The following is a 21,400-nucleotide window of genomic DNA, read 5'->3' on the forward strand; positions in this document are numbered from 1 at the left end:
AAAGGTAGTGCTTTGTTTTTTGCTCATATACGCATATAACCTCACTCAACATGGCAACATCCATGTCACCTCGCGATAGCAAGACCATTCTTGGTGTAAAAGTACAGAATAAATGAATCACAAAAATTTTATAAAATTTGTAAAAAAACATAAAGTTGATCCGACATGAGTGATTAAAATAAAAAATCACTGGTATGAATACTCAAGAAATGTTGAATGCATACCCTATTGATTTAAATATTTAAAAAAATTTGACTACAGGACAATGAGAGATAGATTGACTCAATCTTTTCACAAACTAACTATTTCACAAATTGAAAACTATAAAAGTGATTGCTAAAAAACCTGAGGATTTCCCCCTGCCTTTGCATATATTAGACAAATGAGGATGCTAACAACGTTATTGATGAATGAAGATACTCATCATGTTGCATTGAATGGATAAAGCAAGTTGAGTTATTCATAAGTTGCCACTGTTTGATTGAACAGTGGCAAAATTTAAAAACAATAATGATCAATATTCAAGGATTAGTTTGATAGCAGTGTTTTAATATCCGCCAATAAGTTTCCGTTTTTAGCATTTACACTATAAGCGGTACCATGGTCCCATTTTGGATCGGTTCGATAATCAATTTTTGTGGTTAATGCTCGTGCTTGCGCCACCAATGCGTCTGTTGCCTGAGGCAACACCAATGTATCTGCACCACCTTGATAAATAATGATTGGTGTTTTAACCAAGACTTGAAGAGGCTGTGAATCTTTCTCCAAAAATTGTTTGACGATCGGATCATCCATATAGCCCTTAGCTCTTCGTGGATAATCTTTTATACTACCATTATTTGCTTCAGCATATTCCCCTATTCCTCGCGCAAATTCAAAACCTAACTCAAGCACACATAAAGACTCAGCTTGTTCTGCAATTTTATCGGTGGGTGACTTAAAGACCTTACTATATACACCATCCATCCCATAAGTAGTTTTAATACTCGCAGCAATCAATGCGGTAAACCCATCCGTAGCAACATAACCTAGGGCTTTACGTTCGTATTCAGGATTTGTATCTCCATTTTCATCCAGCATATTATCGGACAACCCTTCTAACTTAAATTGAATTAAACTATCAATCATTTTTAAATTAGACGCAGGAGCAACCGCCACTGCCCCTTTGTAGTCCATATTGGCGCGTGCTGCATATTGAGCAGCACCCAATGCCGCTTGCCCGCCTTGTGAATGCCCCACTACTGCCCATTTATTAGAGACCTTATCACGTAACCAACTTTTGGTTGCTACCACTGCATCCGTAATTGAATAAGCCTCACTTTTGACATTTAGAAAAGGATGGAGTTCTTTATCACCAGGCTCTCCCAAACCTTCATAGTCAGGTGCAACAACAACATAACCTTCTTTAAGAAAGCTATCGATCATGTTTTTAATCGTTGGATCACCTGGACCAAACAAACCTGGTATCGTCAATTTGTTAACACTCGGTGCACAACTATCTGCGACACCCGTTGTACCATGTGCCCATACTACGATTGGCCATCCCCCTGCAGGCGGTGCTGTTTTTGGGGTAAAAACCAAGCTGGTAGCCAATGTTTCAGTTCCTTTGATGCCTTTCATTTTATAAGTCATCATTACACTGTCTGCGGCATTCGGTGGTGCATCTTCTTTAATATATTTATATGCAGCAGGTGTTCCCACCACAGGGTTTTGAATATTATTGATGTCTACATTTGATGTGGTAGATGGACCTCCATCATTATTGTCATCTCCTCCACATGCTGTTAAAAATACAACTGAACTTGCTAATAATATCCAAAGCGTATTTCTTTTCATTTTTTTCATCCTTGTTGCCTATCTTGTTTTAATACTTCAGTGTGCATAATTCCAATTTATCCGCACTGATCATTCAATTACCTAGCTTTTGGCGGGGTATTCTTTTTAAATTACCTTAAATCCAATAATTAAGATAATCTACACTATAATTATCTTATTAAAATAAATTTGCAAGCGATATTCGATAGCCATTATTTTGATATTTATTAGAAAATATTTAAAAAAAGTAGATTAAGTTGGTTTTAAACTAAAAAATGAGGTGAGATTCACTGTATTCAGTAGAATTTACAACCTCAACAATAAAAAAATACCAGCACGCCCAAACTTTAAGATATTCTTATAAATTATTAAATAAATGATGATAGCCAGTATCAACTAGATATAATTTATATTTTAATCATGCAACCACCATACAAGGACAGAACTGCTTGAGAGTTAAACAAAAACAAATCAAAACTGACTTTCAAATAACTTTAAATTGTATTCAATGCTTAAAAAAGCTAGGGTACTCAAAAGCTCCTGTTCAAATTGGTGAAGGAACAAAAGATGCAAGCCATTATTTTAGATACAGAAACACATACACTCAATGGTCTACCTATTGAAATTGCTTATGCACCTATTCAGATTGAAGCAGGAAAACTCAGTTTAGATCGCAAGCAAATATTTGATCAGCTTTATAGCATTGGCAATGAAAAAATCTCTTTTGCCTCTATGGCAGTTCACCATATTTTAGAAGCGGACATTGCAGGACAACCTAACTTTTCGGACTTCGAGCTTCCTAAAGAAACCACATATATCATTGGTCATAATATTGATTATGATATTCGTGCCATTGAACAATGCGGTGTGGATACTTCAAAAATCAAAGCTATTTGTACGCTGGCACTGGCTCGTTTAGTTTGGCCAGATGCTGAAGCCCATAATATTTCTGCGCTGATTTATATGATCAGTAAAGGCAGTGAAAAAGCACGTGAAATGCTGAAAAGTGCGCATCGCGCAGATGCAGATATTATTTTAACAGCCAATATTTTAATGCACATTATTCATCATTTAAAGATTCAGACTTTAGAAGAACTTTATGAAGCCTCTGAAGATGCACGTATACCAAGAACGATCAACTTTGGTAAACACCGCGGTACTGCAATTTCAGAATTACCCTCAGACTATGTGCAATGGTTATTACGCCAGGAAGACCTAGACCCTTATTTACGTAAGGCCTTAGAAAATGCAAACCTTATCACACTTTAACCTTGTGATTTGTAACAAGAAAGTCATATTAGTGTAATTTTCATTCTTTATCCTTGGGTCAATTTATTGGGGGAATAACTTGACTCATGGATCAATATTTTAAAACTGACTTGGGAATTCAGGCATTAAAACAGCGGTCATTTCAACTGAATGCGCGTCAAAGACAGTTATTACTCCTGATCGGTACTGATGATTTTAAAATTTTAAATAGTGCCCTCAAACAACGCTTGGCGACTCCTGAACTGATTCAACAATTAGAAGAACTTGGTTTGATTTTTCAGGATAATGCACCATCTGCGGATAAAAAAAATTATACCGCCCTATCAGCAGTGACAACTTCAATTGCATTAGACACAAACCAACAACCAACTTTGGCTCAAACAACAAAAAGTCAATCTTCAAAAGAAGATCTCATTTCCTCAATTAGCATCAGTGAAAAATTAACAGAAGTATCCTCACCCGACAATCTCCACACCAATGAGCTACCCCATGATCTAAAACCACAACTAGAAACACCAGCACAGAAGGAAAATAAACTCGAACATGTCCATATCAGTTTTGATGAGATCAAACAAAAAATGGCACATCTATTACAAACTCATTGTGGACTCATGACTAAACAATTGGTGATACAGATCCAGCAGGCAAAATCTATCCGTGATATTAAATTTTGCCAAATGCAATGGATTACCGCATTACAAGAGTCCAGAATTTCACCAGTTGAGCTAAATCAAACCATGCAACAAATTAATTATTCTTTACAACACCTACAATCATCATAATTTAAGCATGTTACAAGCGTGAGACTTAGCATTTAGATTTAACCCCCCTTAGAATGACACAATTAAGTGTTTTAACGTCATTCTAAGTTTTTTAATCTAAACAGATTAATATTTTTTAAAAGATGGATAATAATCAGATTTGGCAGATCATCGCCCTTGAAGATGATCATTATTTATCGGAACAAAAGCTGAATTTAGAATTAAAATCTGCTTTGCTCACAGAATTCCTTCAACACTTACACATTGAATTTCAACATTATGGTTTAGAAATACAACAATTCCACGTCTAAAATCAAATGTCATATATCGCTTAACATCACCAGCATATCTCATTGATATTAATGATGAATTAACTTAAATCCATATATCTTATTATATCTTTTTACAAAATCAAATTGTCTATTTTTACATCAAGCTATACAATAAACACTCAGCTAACTTGTTCAAATAATTACACAATTATGACTACTTATATTACCAAATCGACCAATCAAACAGCATTAGCACTTTCAAATTTTCATTCAACTTTTGAACAGTGTTTGACGGCTGTTTCTAATATTAAGCATAAAAGAGATTTACGAATCAAAGATGACCCAATGTCCTCACAACATGTGTTGGTACAAAGTTATCAATCTGGATCACTCAAAGGTGATTTAAGAATTGAAAAACGCGCTGTTGTTCAAGCCAATCGAGACCGCTTAGCCCTTTATCATTTAGTTGCTGTTGTTCTTGATCATTTTAAAACTGCTTGATTTTTTAGCAGAAACTTGGTTGTTGCTGTTCAGCTTTAGACCTTTTAATGCTTAGCTATAATAAATGTGTTGGATAAATGCATCCAACACATTTTTTTAATTGTCACATCTTTGGTCTAGTTAAAAATTAACTTACCTGTTCAATGATGCGATAAATACTATCACTTTCTTTACTCTCGAACAGTAATTCAATACTCGGCAATATCTTTTCGCCATCTACCACAATATGATCGATCTTTTGGAACAAGGATAAATTTTCAGCATCTTCATGCTCTTGCAATTTGTTTAACCATGCCATTGCATTTAATTCGTTGCTATATTGATCCTTCACCTTGACTGTAATCATTTCAGACATTTTCCTATCCTCTTTTTTATATACTGTTTTTCTTATAGCATGACATTGAATAAAATTTCTTGTGAAGTTGTTAGATTTTATGGCAATGTTAAAGCATTGCAACTTATGAATATTTTTCAGTTATAAAACAATCAATTACTTTGAATATTTTATGTAAATTCTGCCTATCTTAATTATTTCATCAAATTTCAAAATGAAAAAGCTCACATTTCTGTGAGCTTTTTGATGTTGGAAAGCTAGTGCTTATTTTTTATTTGAACTGGAGTCACAAATTCAATAAGCCGTCATTGATCTGTCCAACTACTTCGTAGCATCTTATCGATCTACTGTAGTTATAATATAGGCAGAACTTTGACCATCTGCAAGAAGCAGTAACATTATTCAACCTAATTACAGCGATTTTAAAATTGAATTATTTTAAAAACAGCAGATAATAGTTAAGCCTAAATTGATGATCAATTTTTCAATCTTTAAAGAATAATGGCTGCTAAGCACTAAAATGAAATTAAACTTTGAGAGTGCTTTAAAATGATCATTTTTCCGAATTAAAAATTCAGATAAAAAGTATAAAATTTGTTGAAAATAAATCATTTGTATGAAAAATTATGCGGTTTGAATATAAATGATCAGAAATTTACACGATCAATTATCACTTAGTATGTTTTCTTTATCGGATGAAAATTTGAGTTATGGCGATAATGTACTATATTCATTGTCTTTGAACTTCTTTACATTTTACCAATATTACCTAAAGTTATCGTACAGCTACATTTATAGTGCAATTATGTTCTGAGTCTTTTGCATTACGAAAATTTAATTGGTGCTTGAAACACTGACAATACGCTCTAGACTGAGTATATTTTATTTTTTCAGGAATATTTACACCCAAACATTCAGATTCAATATGCCCCATTTGTGATAAAGGAAACTCTCCTTTAAGTATTAATCCGACTGCGCCAAATACAATCAACATCACAAAAATTATCAATATTATATAAGTTCTCATTATTCTGAATTTTCATCTTTTTATAACTCAATAAAAATTAAGCAGATCTGTCAACAAGACTGTACTGCTCAATCATCATCGACCGTCTCATAAAACATACGATTTATTATTTTTTTACAACAGAGGATTTAGTGGCATATTCAACCCCATGTTTTTCTAAATATTCACGAATTAATTGGCGAACAACTTGAGAAGGTTTTAAGTCTTGACGGTTACATAATTCTTCAAATGCTTCTTTTTTATTTGGATCGATTAAAATTGTTAACCTTGCCGTTTTATTTTCCATACCCCATTTCCTTAAATTTCTTAGAAATAGAATTGTAATAATATTTAGAAGATTTTCAATGATAATTTTTTATCTCGCCAACCTTACAAGATAAGACATATACATATGATTTATAACACTTTATTTTAATAATTTTAATATTTAAATGATAAATCGATCATAATTTTTTGTGAATATTATCAAATATTTTAATTTTAAAGCTATAGCTAAATATATAAAGTTTGCTACACTATAAAAAACCTTACTGACTGCTGTTATGCCTAAGCCATACTCCAATGATCTTCGATACAAAGCTCTAGACTACTACAAAGAATGCCAGAATAAGTCTAAAACATGTACTGTTTTTAAGATTGCAAGAACGACTTTAGATCTCTGGATTCAGCTCGAACATCTCCAAGGAAATGCGAATAGACCACATCCCGAAAAAGCAGGTCGACCCTATAAAATTAAAGACCTAAAGGCTTTCAAAATCTTTGTTGAAACAACATCATTTTCACAGGCTAAAGATCTGGTGCCATTATTTGAGCAAAGATTTGGTTATTCCGTCAGCTATGCCAATATCTTATTTGCTTTAAAAAAGCTGGGATGGAGTTATAAAAAAAGAGTTTTCTCTACAGACAAGCCTGCAAAATAGGACGAGCAGTATTCCAATGGTTCCTGCCACAATGGAAACAGCAATATGGTGAAGAGTATATTTTATACATTGATGAATCAGGTATAAATACCAATGAGGTTGCTGAATATGGTTGGTCTGAGAAAGGAAAACGTTGTCGTGCATTAAGAACAGGTGGGCATGGAAGTAGACTAAATATAATCAGTGCTGTTCGATCAAGTGCAACGTTTAAATTCATTGCTCCCCTAATTTTTAAGGGCTCATGTGATCGCAATACTTTTACTGGCTGGCTTGAATATTTACTCAAAGATCTAACAAGAGATAAAAATGGTCAGCCTCAAAAATATTTACTAATTTTAGATAATGCTTCTATTCACAAAGGTCGAAAAATTGAGGAATTGGCTCGCCAGTACAATGCTAGGCTGATGTATTTGCCTGCTTATAGTCCAGACCTCAATCCAATTGAAAAAGCTTGGTCTATACTAAAAAGAAAAGTCAGACATATTGTTAGCCAACAACAGAAAACTATTCTTGAGGCTTTAGATATTGGGTTTAATCAAATGTAGCATAGTTTATTTAACTAGCTATAAAATTTACACAAAAGGCTATCACAACAACGCGAAGTAATAGCCAAGTCTCTATTTTTAAGAGAAATCTAATTCTTTTTCAAAAATTCTAAGTTCGTGTCTAGCCATTGCTAAATTAGATTTTTGACGATCCAATACTAAATATAAAAATAAATCACTGTTTTTCTCTAGCGGTCTAAGTAAATGATACTGTTTACCTAAAGTAATCAAAATATCATCAATAGTATCTTTCAAGTTCAACGCATCAGCAGTTTTCATTTTCGCACGTAAAACCTCAGTATTCCCCGCAGCTGCAAGCTCCAAATCAATGCCTGTTCCTTGTGCTGCCAATGAAAGACCACTTGTACAATCAACAAGTGCTGAAGCTGTAAATCCGTCAATATCTGCTAATGGTGTTAAGTCAATTTTAGCCATTTATATATACCTTTTATTAAGTAAAAACCGTATGAACCATCTGAGGAGTCTGGCTCATGTTTAAAAGTATCATAAAATTATAATAAAATATTATTTTATGATAATAATATGTGATTTTTTTTAGTCTAATTAAAAAAAGACAATATTTCTTTTCAGAAGTCATTTCTGATTTACTTTAAAATTCACATGTGAATCGACACGATTCATATAAATAAAGATGATTTGGAAAATAAATTTAATTTTTCTTATAAAAATATTGACAAAAAATAATTTAAATATAAAAACTTATGTGTTTATTATTTTCTTTGCAGCATACTTGGGTAGATGTTTTATGTATAACTTGCTCCACATATATGCTTTATGTATTACAGCACTTTTCATTAAAATGTTTGCGATATCATGTTATCAAGGTTATTTCCGTATTAAAAATAAGGCTTTTAAAAATAAAGAAGATGCACAATACCTAAACATGAATGCACATCCCGAAGAACTTCCGCAAGTGGTGAGAGCAAGTCAAGCCTGGGCTAACGATTTAGAAAATATTCCTGTGTTTTGGGTACTTGGTGGCATTTGTATCGCCTTGAATTTGAACACAACATTGATAGCATGGACGTTTAGTGTTTTTACCATTGCACGTATTGCTCATACAATAACCTATTTAGTAGGAATACAGCCTTGGAGAACGATCTCTTATATAACTGGTATCGTTTGCCTATTTATTTTAACCTTTATTATTATACTGGCTTGTTTATGACTGATCTAAGTGTAGGATGCTTCTAAATCAATCGCCAACAACATATTATGGTTGTGATAACGATCACAATATAACTATTTATTTGATGCAGATAAATACAAGATATGGTGAAATTTATAATTAAATTGAAAAATCATGTGCTTGATATAATATAAAAGCTAACCTGTTAGATAAATGCAGATTGACATTAAACTCATGCAAAATTTAAAATGATCAAAAATATATCATCCCACTATCCAACAAAAATGTGATCTAACTAAACTCACACATACTAAAAATATATTCTTATTGCGATTTATCTTAATAAAAGTAGATGTGGCACAACCCCGTACTGTATCGCTATTTTAAATATAAACATAAACAACACTTATGCACTGTTACGCAAGCCCAATATACATCGTCGTAATATACCTAGATCTGAGAACATAACCACGACGTAAAGAAAACAAGAGAATTGGTTAGGAGATAGACTTAACTCATCCTGATGATTGCTGACCTTATCCAAATGTTGTTTTCAAATGCTCAGCTTTATATAATCAGGAAAATATCCAGCCTCAATATGCATAATTTTAGCTGGAAAATTGGTAGTGCTGAATGCTTCTACACTACATATTGCATTGGTCAATAAAGTTACCAACAAAGATAAATCTCTAAATAGCAACAATCTTAGAGCAATCCAATACCACCTTATACTCACACCCCCTTATTTTATTATCTAATTTGCCAGTTTTGGATATTTTCCTCTTTGTTTATCAAACACTTACTTATCTTTGCTTAGCGTTCATTTTTTATTGTTTCTTCATCCTGAAAAATAGCTTCTATAGATAAACCAAAGAGTCTTGCTATTTTAAAGGCTAAAGGGAGACTTGGATCATAACGCTCTTTTTCGATAGCATTGATAGTTTGACGTGAAACACCAAGTAATTCCGCAATTTGTTGTTGCGACCAACCTTGCTTCATTCTTAATTCAGATAAAATATTTTTCATCGATAACGCCAACTTCCAATTGCGATCCCCATTCCCCACAATGTTGCCATTAATGGCCAAACAAAAAACATCGATAGTAAAGGAAATCCAATATTTTCTAAAAAGCCATAGCTAAATGTGATGAGCGCAGTACCAACAAAGGCGATTGCAAAAGCTTGTAGTTGAATTCGATGTTGCATTTCATCTAATTGCGATAACTGTCTAATCACGCTCCAACATACGAATACGCAAGGAATGACGGGCAATAAAGTTACAATCATTTGTGTTGAATCATCAAGTTGATTATTTTTTAAATATCTTAGAGAAAAAACCAACACAACAATATACAGCAAGATAGATAAAACCAATTCAAAAAGGTGTCTAAATTTATTCATAGCGCACTCATGTAAAGTAAACTTTACACAAGCATAATTAATTTCAAATTAAATGTAAAGGATACTTTACATCAATGATGATTGATGTGAATAAACTAACCAAAAGCATCGTACGCCTGATCTACTCTTTTTGAAGTAACCCAATTCAATAAAAATATATTTTTCATTTAAAATCAAATATATATTTCATATTTAAACTTTATAGCAATGATTTTAGATCATCTAAGATATTTAAAGTGAAAAAAATTATGGGGTATCATAAAAAACCCCACCAAAAGGTGGGGCGATTTATATCCAAGCTTATTTAACTTCTTTCACCGAAAAAGACTGATCTTTTGCAAGTTCAATTGTTGCTTCCTCACCTTTGGAATGAATTGACACACCATTTTCACCTTCTAGACGCATACCACTGCCAGCTGGAACTTCTTTAAGTGAATAGTTATGCCCTTCACTATCTGTCAAAGTTGCTGTAGCAAAATTATCAGTTGTTTGAAGTGTGAATTGCTTTTTATCTTCAGTTTCATATTTCACTGTTTTTTGGTTCGACTCATTGCTGTCTACCTGAGCAACAGGACTACTTGCTTCTCCTGTTGAGGCATTGGTTTTTTCTTTGTCTTTTGCATTACATCCAACTAAAAAAACAGCAGTTAAAATAGAGGAAATTAATAATATTTTTTTCATGATTAATCTCAGTAGAAATAAGAAGTTTAAGTTCTACCACAGGACTTGAAGCTCATCCAACCAGCGATTGCGAATTCACTACTGGTTCCGTACAGAAATCATAAACATTATTTATAATACTATACATTTCATATTTTATTTTTAACTATTTATATGTTAACTAGCCATAGATTTTAAATTAAGATTTATTTGAATAATAAATTAATGCAATGATTGCGATGAACACGATGCTGATTTGGAGAAGCAAAGAAAACATCAATTTTCCTAGGAGAATACAAAAATTTTCATTGAATTTAAAAGTTGTAGCTTCATCACTTAACATCGATATTGCTAATTTTTCCGCATTTACGGCATTCTTTTATGCAGCTTATATTAGGATATTCAAAAACATGAATACAAAGCAATTGTCTAATTCGCAACATCATAAAAATATGCCTTAAAAAAGCCCACATGATTGGATAATGTGGGCAACTACATGAAAAGCTTCTATTAGGTAAAGCTTGAAACTACAAAGTAATTTCTGGCTCAAATTTTAAAACAAAAACAATCAAGAACATTGGCATTAAATGACAATTTTTAAAATTTTATTTTAAATCAACACTTAATATTAAAAATACTAAACAATAATTAAATACTATAAATGTTCAATAATTAATGGACGATACTTAAAAGATTAAAGGTGCACATCGAAACATCTGAGATTAAAAAATATGGAGATAAACAAATTTTTAAATTTATTGTGAAAAGTTTAAAATCACGCTATAAAATTACTTCTTATTACCCAACAAGCCCCTTAAATTAGAGACCTGCTGGAATAGATAGTTACGACTGAGGTTGAATGTCCTTGTCATCATTCTTGTCGTTTTTGCTTGTCTTGGTCAGATTTTTTGTCTTGGTTTTATCAGCGCCATTTTTATGTGACTGATAATAACAACCAATTGCGATCCCAGTGCCTAATAATGCTGCAGTCTTAAACATGACATTCCTCGTACTGAATAAAAAAAGGTCTAATAGGAATAACATCAAATTAAAACCTGTGTATTTCAACATGTTAGTTGTGAAAGAATATGTGAAATTTTATAACATTAGATTTCAAAAATCATTTTAATTTTAATATTTTTCAATTGGTTAGAATTTATTTAATTTATAAACTGTTAACAGAACTGTCACACTTTGGACTATTTTTCATTGAATCATTAATTAATCAACATTTCCCTAAAAACAATCCATAAAAAAGCCCATCCTCAGATGAGCCCTTTACTTAGATTACACTATTTTAAAACCCACATCCCTGATGGAATATTTCCAAAGAGATGTACTAACAATGTAAGAACAACAAACATAAATATGAAAAAAGCGATGTTTATTGATTTATATATCATGTGATCACCCTCATTTTATTGTTGTTCTTTTTTTATACACTAATGACATAAAATTTACAAACCTTTTCAAAAAAACCCTATATTAAAAAGATTTATATAGTTATATCTATTCGGGCTAACAATCAGCAATCTTCTTGATTTTTCATTTTATTAAAACAATAAACACCAATATACATTTACTTTATTGTAGCTCTTGATAGAACGTTCATTTCATGATTTCACTGTGTAACCATTTTAAATAATTTTCTTTGTCATGAAATTGAGGAGACTGGTTTACATTCAAAGCAACTTCTTTCCCATCAACTAAAATTACATAATTTTTTGCCATCTGTGAACGCTCATCATCAGGTCGTGCAAGAATAAAAAAATATTTTAGAAACAGGGTATTATAAAGTATATTATCCATGATTGATTTAAGATCATTTAACTGTCTATTTTTCTTTGTGAATTTCTGATGATCATCTTTTTCAGGAAAATGCTGACTTGTCTTAAACGCTTCATATTTTTCATCTAATTCATTAATATTCATATTATTTATCACCAAAATTTTATTCCTACTTTAAATGAATGCAGTCAACCTGTTCTACATTCACCATAAACATGTTTTTATAACTACTTTGTATCAACCTGCGATCCGTTCCATAAGTATGAAGAATTAAACATTAAATTCGTTTCATACTTTTCTTGAGCAAATCAATCATAATATATTCATTTCAAATTTTTCATTCATTTATCCTTATTTTAAAGACTATGAATAAAATCACTTAGACTCATTAAAATTTTCCTTATTTATTAAATTCTTACAGTAATTAATGTGATCATTGTCTTTTTTATTATGCACCATTCTCATACATGAACAAAAGTGCTCAGATCGTCCATACTGGATATCATCTGGAACATCAATTCCATAACATTTCGCATCAATTTCATTCAATTTAGGTGCAACAATCCATTTTCCAGAATAAAAGGGATAGCCAAAGCCACCAATAACAATCATCAACAGAACAATAATTGGAAAGTTATTTTTAATATATTGAATCATTTTTAAAAATCTTTAAGGTCTAAAATCCAATTCTACAAAAAAATGATTATTCAACCAAATCAATACACTTTAATGGTACTTTTTAAATTTTATCAGCAAATAAAAGATATTGTCATGATAAAATATTTTAGAAAGTTGCTCAATCGTCGTTAGGAAATTATTTCATGAAATTTATAGTAGTTTTATCTACTTTTACTGTTTTACTTTCAGGCTGTACGGCAATGAGTATTGAGCAATGCAAAACTGCAAACTGGTTTAATGTTGGTGAAAAAGATGGTTCAGCTGGTTCCAACCCACATCTAGATCAATACTACTCTGCTTGCCAAAAAGCAAATATCATTCCAAATCAGAATTTATATGAAAAAGGCTACCAAAAAGGTTTGAATGCTTATTGTCAACCTGAAAACATTTTCTATGAAGCCTTAGAAGGTCATGGTAATTATCGAATTTGTCCTATAGAAAAGCGTGAATCTCTTCGTAGTTATTATCAAGTCGCAAGTCAGTACTTTTCCGCAAATTCAGATTTTAATAAATCACAAAATGGTATGAATTATTACCTTGAAAGATTGGAGTATAAAAACCTTTCTGATAAAGATCGCGATAGCTATAAACAGAAATTATATGATCTCCGTATCAATAGCAGCCAAGTACAATCTCGTTATCAAACAGCTCTGCGCAATTTAGAACGTTTCAAGGCTGAGCATGATCTTGATTAGATTGAAACAAATTCTTTATACAAATCTATGTTATAGATGTAATTTTCATGTTTTTTAAATAACATTTGAATAAAAATTTGTATTTGATTGATGCTGAATACGGTCTAGCATTATGCAATTATTTTAAAGCGATCTATACAAAATTGAAACTACTCGAAAATCTACTTATTTTTCGTTCTCGATTTTAAGCGATCTATAAGGCTGCGAAGAAAACAAGTTGTGAGCAAAAAATATGATGAGATTTAAAATTATTTTGCTATATAAAAAAGCCTCACATTTCTATGAGGCTTACCTTAATTTTGCGCTGATTAAGGTTTTTTGTTATTTATTTTTAGTAAAATAACTATTTAAATTTAATTTAAAATATATAATATGTCAATGATATTTACTGGTTCAAACAAAATTTAAAGATGTCCATTTTATTGGGTTTGCTGGATTTTTTTGAAACACATATTATCTTGTCAAACTTGAAAAAATTTATATGATGCCTGCGACCTGCATAAATTGATTTTATTGTGTGCCCTTTTTTCGAGTAAACTGCTGTTCTATTACAGTTTTGCCCCATTGATCTCCTGTCCATTCTTTTACTAACTCGAATCCCAATGATTCATACAATTTACGAGCAGCATCAAGCCCACTAAATGTCCATAAATGAACTGCTGAAAATGCGTGATGATCACAAAAACCGATTGCTTCATTTAAAAGCTTTCTTCCTACGCCATAGCCTTGATAATCCTCATCAAGAATAAACCAACGTAAATGAGCTTCATGATTGTTTAGATCTTCTCCATCTATGGCAACTGAACCAATGATTTGATCATTATGAATCGCAAACCAAATATTATTACAATCACTATTCATACGTTGAGAAAATTCAGCAACTGAAGCGGCAACTTTAGCTTCAAAAGAACACCCAAAGTTATGATTTTTTGAATAATATGTGCCATGCATTTCAGTAACACGTCCAATCATGCCCGCACGATATCCTGATATAATTTCAATATTTTGACTTAAATTAACAACTTTTTCTTTATGACAAGCTACCAATGCTTCTGCATAGAATTTAAGTCCTTGAGCAATCGTTTTTTGCTCAGAAATTAGGAGGTGATTTAGCGCATTCATCACTTGTTGATCTGCGTAGTGGTTTATTTTCTTGACAGTATTATGTCCTTGATCTGTCAATTGAAGGCACTTGTATCTTGCATCAGTGTCTTCGAGCCTGTAAAAACTTCTGTGTAAATGTCGCTTAAATGAAAGCGTCTAAACGACCTTCAAATTCGATCATAAACCGACTCATAGCAGCACGCCAATCCCGAATTGGCATATTCCACTTTTTTGATGCAGCTTCAATTGCCAAATAGATTACCTTTCTGACCGAGTCATCGGTTGGAAAGAGCTTACGCTTCTTGATTGCCTGCCGAATCACACTATTTAGTGATTCAATTGCATTGGTGGTGTAAATCGCTTTACGAATATCTGCTGGATAAGCAAACAAGGTATTTAGGTTCTGCCAGTGCCCGTACCAAGATTTGCTAATCTGCGGGTATTTATCATCCCATGTGCTCGCAAAGACTTCTAATGCCTGCAAGGCAGACTCTTCAGTAGCAGCTTGATAAATACGCCTCAAGTCACTGGTGACGGCTTTATAGTCCTTCCAACTCACATATTTCAAACTGTTGCGTACCATGTGGATAATACATAGTTGAATGCGTGTTTGTGGGTAGACGGTAGTAATCGCATCAGGAAAGCCTTTCAAACCATCTACACAGGCAATCAGAATGTCTTGTACACCACGATTCTTTAGTTCTGTTAGAACGGACAGCCAGAATTTGGCACCTTCATTCTCGGCGATCTACATACCCAGCAGTTCTTTGTGACCCTCAAGGTTAACACCCAATGCTAGAAAGACAGCTTTGTTAATAACGCTGTTGTCCTGTCTGACCTTCACCACAATGCAATCAAGGTACACGATGGGGTAAATGTTATCGAGTGGGCGATTCTGCCACTCAATCACTTGCTCTTTAACCGCATCTGTCACCTTGGAAATCAAACTAGGAGATACATCTGCATCGTATAGTTCTTTGAATGTACTGACGATTTCACGGGTGGTCATGCCTTTGGCATACAGCGATAGGATTTGGCTATCCATGCTGGTGATTCTGGTTTGGTGTTTCTTCACCAATTGTGGTTCAAATGTACCATCACGATCACGTGGGGTATTCAGCTCAAACTCACCATCACCCGTGAGTAGTTGCTTCTTACTGTAGCCATTACGTGCATTGCTTTTGGCACTAGGCTGGTGACGCTCATGCCCTAAATGCTCAGTGAGTTCTGCATTTAGGGCTGTTTCAACGGTAAGTTTCTTTAGAGCTTTACTGAATTCATTCAGGTCAGAATCTGTTTTTAGGTTTTTGGCAAATTCTTTTGCCAGTGCCATCAATTGACTGTGATCCATTGTGGATGTCTCCATCTATCCCTATTACAGGGTACTAAGATTTGGACATTTACACAGTTTTATTTACAGGCTTTTTTTAATCATTTGAACTTTATAAAGTACCTTATAAATAAAAGGTCTTTTTTCAAATTAAAACCAACTCAAGCGATCTATTTTCCAATTTAACATTTAAAATAGATAGCACCTTATAAACCTTAAAATACTAAAAAAATATACCTACAATAATTTGCGAATAAACATTTAAATTAGAATTTCCAAGTTGCAACCCACCCTCAGAAACATTGTTTTTCGGTTTAAAAAATCCAATTAATGGACTGATAAAATAGTGTTCTTTAATCATCCATTTTGTAAATATGTCTATTTCACGCCCACTATAATCATATGTAGACTTATTTATACTATTAAAGTTAAAATAAGATATCCCTAACTCTAATCCTTCTAAAGGGAATATACTTGCACCTAAATAATGCACTCTTAAATTAGTACTAAATGGCCCACCATAATTCGCAGCAACCTCACCTTGGAACCATGTACCATAGGTACCATTAGAGCCATAGAAAAGTGGATCATATTGTTCTGAAAACTGACTATATCTATAAATCAAGTTCGGGCTTCCCAAGACTTTATCAAGTTTAAAATTGGTTTGTAGGTACCAGGCACTTTCTTCCTTGTTTTGTATTGAATCTTGATAGGCATATTCACCGGAAAGCAACAAATAATCAGTTCCAACATTATTTACAAAACGCAAACTTACGGTGTCCATATTACGTCGATCTTTTAATCCAAGAGTTTTTGTTAGCAGTTGATCTTGGTTCAGTCCTCGAATCCATGTCAAACCAAAGACATTTTGATCACTCACATTTTCTAGAGTCATCGCTGCTAATTCTGTTTTAGCCTGGGCTTTATTGTCTGATTTCAACCACATTAAATCACTTCTTATACCCTCCTCTCCCCCCAGGGAGATCTTTGCAGTTTGAGCAAACGATTTTCTTGCAGCTAAATAATATGCACCACCTCTGGAAATATCTACGCCTACATCTGCATTACCATAATTAAACATATCCCCCAACAACAGAAAACCTTCTCCAATTCTTATAGACTGTTTCCCAACAGATAAACCTAGACCATTTTGTCCTAAAATTGGAATTAAATTACCAGACTTCCATCCAATACTAGCATTTTCAATATTTGTTTTACGTTCACTACCTCGGGTTATTCCTGCAGCATCCCCATCCCCCCATGTAGCAGAACTGATCAAGTCAAATGTTCCATAAAGATGGCTATCACTTTTTAATTTTTGATCAAGAGTAAAACCATATTTTGCATACCCCTCTTGCCATGAAGAATTGCCAATCTGTTTATTACCCATTACATTATAGTTTTCTTGGCTATGCATGGCTGCACTAATAGCTTCAAGATTTAAATTAAGTTTTAGTCCATTATTATCATATATTTCTTCAGCATATAATGATATAGAGTACATATTTAATATCAAAGCTGTTGTGATGCTAAATATATGATGAATAAATTCTCTCATTTTCTTTAGTGTCTCTTCGATAATTTCGAAATTACTTTTTATTTTTTTCATAGATTCACCTTAACAAATCATTTATTTTGGTTCAAATTGAGACTTTGATAAATATTCTTTAATTCTAGGTCTGATTATTTTCTCTTAAAATTAACCATCTATCAGCTTCAATAACAAACCTCATTAAACTCCGTAAATAAAGCTGATAAAATTAATATTTTAATTGATATTTTTAATGCATTTATAGATATTAAGAATATCTTTAATAATGCATCTTACAAATAGTGAATTCAGGCGATAGTAATGAGTTTCCTTGCCACAATCAAAATAATTAAATTTTATTCATCAGCTTTCACTTATCATATTAATAGCTTTAATTTTTATCAGAATTCAATATATACTAAATTCCTAAGCCAACTGTTGAATTACAGATTTTATCCCACCAAACAAGATTTGATGATTAAGCTATTATTGAGTTATTTCAATATTAAAAATACTGATCTCTTAAAGATATATAAACAACATACATATGATTCTGATTTAGAAAAGTTTCCAATAAGGACAACCTTCCTAAATCTTTAAAACTTATATCTGCTGTTTAAGAATTTTTCGCTTATAGGCTCTCCAAGTAATCGCCCACTTTTCAGGATCTTCCATTTCAGCTTCATTAACACGATGTACAACTTGACAGTGAGGTGCAGTTTTGACAATTTCAGGATGGCTGTATGCTTCGTCAATAATAATTTCTAATACATCAACCCACTTATCCAAATCTTCTTTTGACCACATTTCACCTGCTTCAGGTGTGAAAGGTTGAGGCACTAGCCATGGTTCATGTGAGAGCCAATAAGCATCTATCCCAAAATCTGTCATACGTGCTTGAATATCAAATGTTGTAACCCCTGTATCTTCAAATAGTTTCTGTACACTAAACCTTGTCATTTCCAAACGGCGCACTTTAAGATGTTCGTGTGAACGATTAACGCCTTTTAGGGTCATTAAACGTTTTTCCATATAGTTATTGCCCAAAACTGAAAGGTCTGCTGCCTCTTTAATGCCCTCAAGTCCCATTGCAAGAGTCCAAGCATAAGCCTTTATAATGATTGGAATATTACCTAAGAATTCACGAACTTTTTCAATAGCATAGGGTGCATCTTGTTTTAAATGATAGTGTTTACCATCAAATGTGACTTGTGGTTTAGGTAAAAATTGAGCCAGCTCTTCACTACAACCATAGGCACCTAATGCTGGACCACCCCCACCTTTGGGTACACCAAAAGTTTTATGTAACATAAACATACAAGCATCAAAACCAAGCTCTCGTGCCCGAATTCGTCCCATTACACCATTAAAGTTTGCATGATCGTAAAAGCATAAACCACCAGCATCATGTACAATTTCAATCCATTGTTTAATGTTGGGATTATATATTCCCATATCATCAGGATTATTTAACATTAAAGCAGCAGTCCGATCAGAAACAGCAGCTTTTAAGGCTTCTAATGTCGGATATCCATCAGGACCGAGTGGTAAAGTGATCACTTTAAATCCCGCAGTTGCTGCTGTAGCGGGATTACATGGATGTGATTGAATAGTCGTAATAATTTCATCACGTTTACCTAACTCCCCCTTTGACTGTAGCCAAGCACGAGTGACACAATTATGTGTATATGCTGCATCTGCACCGCCTGCAGGTTGAAAAGTAAATTGCGACATCCCGGATAATTGACATAACATTTCATTAAATTCATAAATAATCTGTAATGTCCCCTGTATCGTACTTTGATCCTGTAGAGGGTGAGTCTCTGCAACTTCTGGACGCCCTACCAACAATTCATTCAATCTCGGATTGTATTTCATGGTACATGTACCAAATAAATTAACCCCCATCATCCCCAACGTTTCCTGAGAGAGATGTAAATAATGACGCAGTACATCCGGTTCAGATAATTCAGGCAACTCCAAAGCACCAATACGTTGCATACCTTCTGGGATCAGGTCAGATAAAAGGCCTTGTTGAGCGAATAGCATTTCAGATATGGGAGGAAATAATATACCCCGACGACCTGCTTTACTCATTTCCATAATCACTGGTTCATTCCAACGAATTGCATGATAGCCTGTATTTCTTATATCCTTATTCATTTTCAAGTACCTCCTGTAAAGCTTTTACAGCCTGATCTATTTCTTTTAGACTATGTACTTCAGTTACAGCCCAAAGTGCAGTTTGTCCATAATTTGGAAAATGTGTCGAGAGATCAAGCCCACCAAAAATACTTTTTCTTAAAAGTCCAGTATTAATTTGTTCTACAGTTTTGCCAGTTGCCGTAAAATCAATCACAAATTCCTTAAAGAACCCATGTTTAAATTTGATCTGTACATTTGGGATTTCAGAAATTTTCTGAGCAGCGTAAATAGAATTACGAAGAATATTTTCACCAAGTTCTTTAAAACCCTGTGGACCTAATGTTGACATATACACAGCATTGACCACAGCCCATAAATATACTGACGTGCCTGTCCAATCCTTACCTTGTTCTCTCAATCCATAAGAAGACTGATGCATTAGTGGACGACCAAAACCATATTCATCAGGTTTTAATGTAGTTCCAATGGATACCATCAATGCATTGTATTCTCTGGCATAACGCTCCTCATCTCGTGTAGCAATGAAACCACCCAAACCTCCACCAAAATTCATATGGATACCAAGGGGTTGCGTAGTGCCAACAACAATGTCAGCTCCTAGACTTGCAGGTGATGCCAAAATACCTAAACAAGTAGGATCAACACCAATGATCAATTCACTACCATATTTTGTCGCTAAATCAGCTATCATTTTCATCTGTGTTTCAATGACGCCCAAAAAATTAGGTATTTCAATATAAATGGCACATACTGATGCAGATAAATGCTTTTCTAAATCCAAAAGATCTAGTAAACTATTTTTTTCATCAGATTTAATCTGTGTGATTTCAATACGATTTCGTGTATTTTCTGGTTGGCAATAGTTTTTGATCACTGAAAGGCGTTCAGGGCACATAATTTCTGGAATAAGAACGTTATAACGATGGGTCAATCGAGATGCCATACGAATAGCATGACCTGCAGCACAGCCCCAACTATAAACAGGCAGACTTACAATCTCTAAATCAACCAACTCACCTAACTGACTCGCATATTCAAACCATGCTTGATTTCTACCATGATCTGCTGAAGGTATACCCCACATAGACGTGAGAAATTCACTTCGATTTGCAATTTCATCACAAATCGCAGGGACATGATGTTGCCAACAACCAGCACCTAAAAAGTTAATAGTATCTTCACAGTGCATATTTTTTTTAAGAATATTCAAAATATGGCGTTTTAACGAGATTTCACTGGTTAATGGATCAGCTAACCTAATATTACCTGTAGCAATATGTTCTTTGGGAATTTCAACAAATAGATCCTCTATTTGATTGACCCCAATGGATTTAAGCATTTCTTGTTTTATGGCCTCTGTCGCGTTTGCCATAAATGGATGAGCTGTCTTTGTCATATCTATATTCCTTGATTTATTCTAAGCACAATGTGATGGACTTTCTGCCCATTTATCC

The 21,400-nt window shown here is 33.3% G+C and carries 22 protein-coding genes and 1 pseudogene; 8 read left to right on the top strand and 15 right to left on the bottom strand.

Annotated features, from left to right (window positions below):
- Positions 1–528: 528 nt before the first annotated feature.
- Positions 529–1,836, bottom strand: a complete 1,308-nt coding sequence (locus TOL5_RS14885; RefSeq protein ID WP_151781500.1) for an alpha/beta hydrolase family protein — start codon at positions 1,834–1,836, stop codon at positions 529–531.
- Positions 1,837–2,382: 546 nt separating this feature from the next.
- Between TOL5_RS14885 and TOL5_RS14890 the strand changes: the two genes are divergently transcribed.
- The 4 genes from TOL5_RS14890 (at position 2,383) to TOL5_RS14905 (ending at position 4,618) form a co-directional block, all read left to right on the top strand.
- Complete coding sequence (locus TOL5_RS14890) at positions 2,383–3,084, top strand: exonuclease domain-containing protein (protein WP_004831566.1); 702 nt, start codon at positions 2,383–2,385, stop codon at positions 3,082–3,084.
- Between the two features lie 86 nt (positions 3,085–3,170).
- The gene (locus TOL5_RS14895; RefSeq protein WP_221260456.1) at positions 3,171–3,866 is read left to right on the top strand and encodes a hypothetical protein; all 696 of its coding nucleotides are present in this window, start codon (positions 3,171–3,173) and stop codon (positions 3,864–3,866) included.
- A gap of 122 nt (positions 3,867–3,988) precedes the next feature.
- Positions 3,989–4,156, top strand: a complete 168-nt coding sequence (locus TOL5_RS14900; RefSeq protein WP_162987735.1) for a hypothetical protein — start codon at positions 3,989–3,991, stop codon at positions 4,154–4,156.
- A gap of 171 nt (positions 4,157–4,327) precedes the next feature.
- Complete coding sequence (locus TOL5_RS14905) at positions 4,328–4,618, top strand: hypothetical protein (RefSeq protein ID WP_004831569.1); 291 nt, start codon at positions 4,328–4,330, stop codon at positions 4,616–4,618.
- Positions 4,619–4,745: 127 nt separating this feature from the next.
- Here the strand turns inward: TOL5_RS14905 and TOL5_RS14910 are convergent, their stop codons facing one another.
- Both TOL5_RS14910 and TOL5_RS14915 read right to left on the bottom strand, forming a co-directional pair.
- On the bottom strand, positions 4,746–4,973 hold the full coding sequence (locus tag TOL5_RS14910; RefSeq protein ID WP_004831570.1) for a hypothetical protein: 228 nt from the start codon (positions 4,971–4,973) through the stop codon (positions 4,746–4,748).
- Positions 4,974–6,085: 1,112 nt separating this feature from the next.
- Positions 6,086–6,265: a ribbon-helix-helix protein, CopG family gene (locus tag TOL5_RS14915; protein ID WP_004831572.1), complete on the bottom strand. Its 180-nt coding sequence runs from the start codon at positions 6,263–6,265 to the stop codon at positions 6,086–6,088.
- A 256-nt stretch (positions 6,266–6,521) separates the two neighbouring features.
- On the opposite strand from TOL5_RS14915, the gene TOL5_RS14920 reads away from it, so the two are divergent.
- Both TOL5_RS14920 and TOL5_RS14925 read left to right on the top strand, forming a co-directional pair.
- Positions 6,522–6,899 carry an IS630 transposase-related protein gene (locus TOL5_RS14920; RefSeq protein ID WP_005029849.1) on the top strand — a complete coding sequence of 126 codons (378 nt, stop codon included), beginning with the start codon at positions 6,522–6,524 and terminating at the stop codon, positions 6,897–6,899.
- Positions 6,900–6,922: 23 nt separating this feature from the next.
- Positions 6,923–7,444: an IS630 family transposase gene (locus tag TOL5_RS14925; protein ID WP_227544161.1), complete on the top strand. Its 522-nt coding sequence runs from the start codon at positions 6,923–6,925 to the stop codon at positions 7,442–7,444.
- Between the two features lie 78 nt (positions 7,445–7,522).
- On the opposite strand, the gene TOL5_RS14930 is transcribed toward TOL5_RS14925, so the two are convergent.
- The gene (locus TOL5_RS14930; RefSeq protein ID WP_004831574.1) at positions 7,523–7,879 is read right to left on the bottom strand and encodes a hypothetical protein; all 357 of its coding nucleotides are present in this window, start codon (positions 7,877–7,879) and stop codon (positions 7,523–7,525) included.
- Between the two features lie 217 nt (positions 7,880–8,096).
- Here TOL5_RS14930 and TOL5_RS14935 point away from each other — a divergent pair, with 217 nt between their 5' ends.
- Positions 8,097–8,633: an MAPEG family protein gene (locus TOL5_RS14935; RefSeq protein ID WP_009586210.1), complete on the top strand. Its 537-nt coding sequence runs from the start codon at positions 8,097–8,099 to the stop codon at positions 8,631–8,633.
- 774 nt (positions 8,634–9,407) lie between these two features.
- Here the strand turns inward: TOL5_RS14935 and TOL5_RS14940 are convergent.
- The 6 genes from TOL5_RS14940 to TOL5_RS14965 all read right to left on the bottom strand — a co-directional run bounded on the left by TOL5_RS14940 (position 9,408) and on the right by TOL5_RS14965 (position 13,099).
- Positions 9,408–9,620 (bottom strand): helix-turn-helix transcriptional regulator, encoded by a 213-nt coding sequence (locus TOL5_RS14940; protein WP_005030142.1) that lies wholly within the window; start codon positions 9,618–9,620, stop codon positions 9,408–9,410.
- On the bottom strand, positions 9,617–9,994 hold the full coding sequence (locus TOL5_RS14945) for a hypothetical protein (RefSeq protein WP_004831577.1): 378 nt from the start codon (positions 9,992–9,994) through the stop codon (positions 9,617–9,619). Before TOL5_RS14945 ends, TOL5_RS14940 begins: the two co-directional genes overlap by 4 nt.
- A 300-nt stretch (positions 9,995–10,294) precedes the next feature.
- Positions 10,295–10,675 (bottom strand): MliC family protein, encoded by a 381-nt coding sequence (locus TOL5_RS14950; protein ID WP_004831578.1) that lies wholly within the window; start codon positions 10,673–10,675, stop codon positions 10,295–10,297.
- A gap of 822 nt (positions 10,676–11,497) precedes the next feature.
- Entirely contained in the window at positions 11,498–11,653 is a 156-nt protein-coding gene (locus TOL5_RS14955) for a hypothetical protein (protein WP_009586207.1), read from the bottom strand.
- Between the two features lie 609 nt (positions 11,654–12,262).
- Complete coding sequence (locus TOL5_RS14960; protein ID WP_042086633.1) at positions 12,263–12,586, bottom strand: hypothetical protein; 324 nt, start codon at positions 12,584–12,586, stop codon at positions 12,263–12,265.
- 231 nt (positions 12,587–12,817) lie between these two features.
- Positions 12,818–13,099 (bottom strand): hypothetical protein, encoded by a 282-nt coding sequence (locus TOL5_RS14965; protein WP_058970626.1) that lies wholly within the window; start codon positions 13,097–13,099, stop codon positions 12,818–12,820.
- A 164-nt stretch (positions 13,100–13,263) separates the two neighbouring features.
- Here TOL5_RS14965 and TOL5_RS14970 point away from each other — a divergent pair, with 164 nt between their 5' ends.
- Positions 13,264–13,815: a DUF2799 domain-containing protein gene (locus tag TOL5_RS14970; RefSeq protein WP_151779650.1), complete on the top strand. Its 552-nt coding sequence runs from the start codon at positions 13,264–13,266 to the stop codon at positions 13,813–13,815.
- 510 nt (positions 13,816–14,325) lie between these two features.
- Here TOL5_RS14970 and TOL5_RS14975 read toward each other — a convergent pair.
- From TOL5_RS14975 to gcvPA, 5 genes and pseudogenes are all read right to left on the bottom strand, one after another.
- On the bottom strand, positions 14,326–14,937 hold the full coding sequence (locus tag TOL5_RS14975) for a GNAT family N-acetyltransferase (protein ID WP_052012587.1): 612 nt from the start codon (positions 14,935–14,937) through the stop codon (positions 14,326–14,328).
- Positions 14,938–15,061: 124 nt separating this feature from the next.
- Positions 15,062–16,270, bottom strand: a pseudogene (locus tag TOL5_RS14980) (IS256-like element ISAbe10 family transposase).
- Positions 16,271–16,472: 202 nt separating this feature from the next.
- Positions 16,473–17,858 carry a hypothetical protein gene (locus TOL5_RS14985; protein WP_227566848.1) on the bottom strand — a complete coding sequence of 462 codons (1,386 nt, stop codon included), beginning with the start codon at positions 17,856–17,858 and terminating at the stop codon, positions 16,473–16,475.
- Between the two features lie 525 nt (positions 17,859–18,383).
- Positions 18,384–19,943 carry an aminomethyl-transferring glycine dehydrogenase subunit GcvPB gene (gene gcvPB, locus TOL5_RS14990; RefSeq protein ID WP_221260457.1) on the bottom strand — a complete coding sequence of 520 codons (1,560 nt, stop codon included), beginning with the start codon at positions 19,941–19,943 and terminating at the stop codon, positions 18,384–18,386.
- Positions 19,936–21,342 (bottom strand): aminomethyl-transferring glycine dehydrogenase subunit GcvPA, encoded by a 1,407-nt coding sequence (gene gcvPA, locus TOL5_RS14995; protein WP_199995333.1) that lies wholly within the window; start codon positions 21,340–21,342, stop codon positions 19,936–19,938. The genes gcvPB and gcvPA overlap by 8 nt, the downstream gene beginning before the upstream one ends.
- Between the last annotated feature and the right edge of the window lie 58 nt (positions 21,343–21,400).

Origin of the sequence: Acinetobacter sp. Tol 5 (assembly GCF_019702905.1) — a bacterium.
Lineage (GTDB): Bacteria > Pseudomonadota > Gammaproteobacteria > Pseudomonadales > Moraxellaceae > Acinetobacter > Acinetobacter bereziniae.